Origin of the sequence: Synechococcus sp. H60.1 (assembly GCF_047462335.1) — a bacterium.
In the GTDB taxonomy this organism is placed as follows: domain Bacteria; phylum Cyanobacteriota; class Cyanobacteriia; order Thermostichales; family Thermostichaceae; genus Thermostichus.
Map to the genome: position 1 here is coordinate 1 of NZ_JANSJA010000090.1, position 1162 is coordinate 1162.

Annotated in this window: 1 protein-coding gene; it reads right to left on the reverse strand. The window is 57.3% G+C overall.

The window, feature by feature from the left end; translation table 11 throughout:
• Window positions 1-24: 24 nt before the first annotated feature.
• Window positions 25-1089: a photosystem II q(b) protein gene (psbA, locus tag NW852_RS04975; RefSeq protein ID WP_011430136.1), complete on the reverse strand. Its 1065-nt coding sequence runs from the start codon at window positions 1087-1089 to the stop codon at window positions 25-27.
• Window positions 1090-1162: the final 73 nt, after the last annotated feature.

Sequence of the window (1162 nt, forward strand, 5' to 3'; positions counted from 1 at the left end):
CTAGTCTACTCGGTCAGGAGTGGATTAGCCACGGATGGCCGGCGCCACTTCCACCGCCGCCAAGTCCAGCGGGAAGTTGTGCGCATTCCGCTCGTGCATCACTTCCATCCCCAGGTTGGCACGGTTGAGCACATCCGCCCACGTCCCAACCACACGACCGTTGCTGTCCACAATCGACTGGTTGAAGTTGAACCCGTTCAGGTTGAACGCCATGATGCTAATCCCCAGCGCCGTAAACCAAATCCCAATCACAGGCCACGCCGCCAGGAAAAAGTGCAGACTCCGGCTGTTGTTGAACGACGCATACTGGAAAATCAACCGGCCAAAATACCCGTGCGCCGCCACAATGTTGTAGGTCTCTTCCTCTTGCCCAAACTTGTACCCCAAGTTCTGAGACTCCTCTTCCGATGTCTCGCGAATCAGGCTCGAGGTCACCAACGACCCGTGCATCGCACTAAACAGCGCACCCCCAAACACGCCGGCCACGCCCAACTGGTGGAACGGGTGCATCAAAATGTTGTGCTCCGCCTGGAACACCAACATGAAGTTGAACGTCCCCGAAATCCCCAGCGGCATCCCGTCCGAAAACGAACCCTGACCAATCGGGTAAATCAAAAACACGGCCGTCGCTGCCGCCACCGGTGCCGAGTAGGCCACCGCAATCCAGGGACGCATCCCCAAGCGGTAGCTCAGCTCCCACTCCCGGCCCATGTAGCAGAACACCCCAATCAAAAAGTGCAGCACAATCAGCTGGTAGGGGCCGCCGTTGTAGAGCCACTCGTCTAAGGAAGCGGCTTCCCAAATCGGGTAAAAGTGCAGGCCAATTGCAGCCGAAGAAGGCACCACCGCGCCGGTGATGATGTTGTTGCCATAGAGCAGCGAACCCGAAACCGGCTCGCGAATCCCGTCGATGTCCACTGGGGGAGCACCGATGAAGGCAATGATGAAGCAGGTGGTGGCAGTCAGCAGGGTGGGGATCATCAGCACCCCGAACCAACCGATGTAGAGGCGGTTGTCGGTGGAGGTGACCCACTCGCAGAACTGCTCCCACACGTTGCTGGTTGAGCGACGTTGGATAACAGTGGTCATGATGGCAAACTTCCCTGAGGAAGCGCGAAGATTGACAACACAACCTTAAAACATCCGTTAAGTTCTGTCAACT

Bases quoted from the DNA above. Each gene is read 5' to 3' on its own strand.
- psbA (WP_011430136.1), bottom strand. From the start codon at position 1,089: ATGACCACTGTTATCCAACGTCGCTCAACCAGCAACGTGTGGGAGCAG.